This is a genomic window from Sphingomonas fucosidasi (assembly GCF_036663855.1).
GTDB classification, from domain to species: Bacteria; Pseudomonadota; Alphaproteobacteria; order Sphingomonadales; family Sphingomonadaceae; genus Sphingomonas; species Sphingomonas faeni_B.
Window position 1 is genome coordinate 1 of the sequence record NZ_JAXOJR010000023.1, and the last position, 1,371, is coordinate 1,371.

Sequence of the window (1,371 nt, forward strand, 5' to 3'; positions counted from 1 at the left end):
AACCGAGACCCACCGCAATATCGAGGTCATCTGGCTGCTCCGGCACCTCAAGCCAGATTTCAAGACCATCGCGGACTTCCGCCGCGACAACCGTGCCGCTTTCAAGACGGTGTTCCGCGAGTTCGTGGTACTGTGTCGTCAGCTCGATCTGTTCGGGCGCGAGCTCGTGGCGGTGGACGGCACCCGCATCAAGGCGGTCAACAACAAGACCCGGAACTTCACCCGGGCGTCGCTCGCCAAGTTCATCCAGGACGCCGACGAGAAGCTCGCGGGCTACATGAAGCGGCTCGACGAGGGGGATGCCGACGAGGACCGCACGCCGACCGCCGGTTCCGGCCGTGGTCCGGGCGGCGGTGAAGGCAGACTGGCCGAGAAGATCGCCGCCATCCAGGACAAGCGCGATCGTCACAAGGAGATGCTCGCCGACCTGGATCGCACTGGCGCCGACCAGATCTCGCTGACCGATCCGGATGCCCGCGCGATGGCGCGCATGACCAAAGTGGGGGTCGGCTACAACATCCAGCTCGCCGTCGATGTGAAGCACAAGCTGATCGCCGAGCAGGCGGTGAACAACCAGGTCCTCGACCTGGGCCTGCTCGCGCAGACCGCGACAGCGGCGATGGAAGCGCTCGGCGTCGAGCGAATCGAAGCCGTCGCCGACCGGGGCTACTTCAAGATCGAGGACATTGAGGCCTGCGAGGCGGCCGGGGTTACGGCTTATGTGCCCAAGCCAATCCGCGGTCCCGCCGTGCGCGAGGGCTTCTTCGGCAAGGACGTGTTCCGCTACGAGCCTGACCGGGACGTCTTCATTTGCCCGGCTGGGGCAGTGCTCTTGCCGCGCTACCAGGGCAAGTCACGCGACAATGTGAAGGTCGACTATGCCAACCGCGATGCCTGCAGGGTGTGCGCGCTGAGATCGCGCTGCACCCGGTCATTCCGCCGCGTCTCGCGCCTGGAGAACGAGGCCGTTCTCGACCGCATGGCGGCGCGGTTGGCAGCCAGGCCCGAGATGCTGGACCACCGGCGAAACAGCGTCGAGCATCCCTTCGGCACCATCAAGCAGTGGATGGGTCAGGGCGCGTTTCTGATGCGCCGGCTCGAGAACGTTCGCGGCGAGTTCAGCCTGACCGCGCTCGCCTACAACATTAGACGGGCCATTACCCTAGTCGGTGTCCCGGGCCTGATCGCCGCAGCGAGGGCGTAAAACGGCCCTTTCGCGCCCCAATGGAACCGCCGGGCTTCGGATACACGGCTTCTGGAGGCCTCGAGGCGGTCAGAGGGCAGGATTACGCCTTGTTCGGCTCGGGCGGTCGCTCAGAGGAAAAACCGCCACCGTCCAGGCGCTGCTCACGGGTTTCCACACGCTCTGCA

Annotated in this window: 1 protein-coding gene; it reads left to right on the forward strand. The window is 65.5% G+C overall.

Features of this window, described 5'->3' with window-relative positions; translation table 11 throughout:
- The coding region (locus U1737_RS20565) for an IS1182 family transposase (RefSeq protein ID WP_332798083.1) at nucleotides 1-1,204 on the forward strand (1,204 nt) is incomplete at its 5' end.
- Nucleotides 1,205-1,371 lie beyond the last annotated feature (167 nt).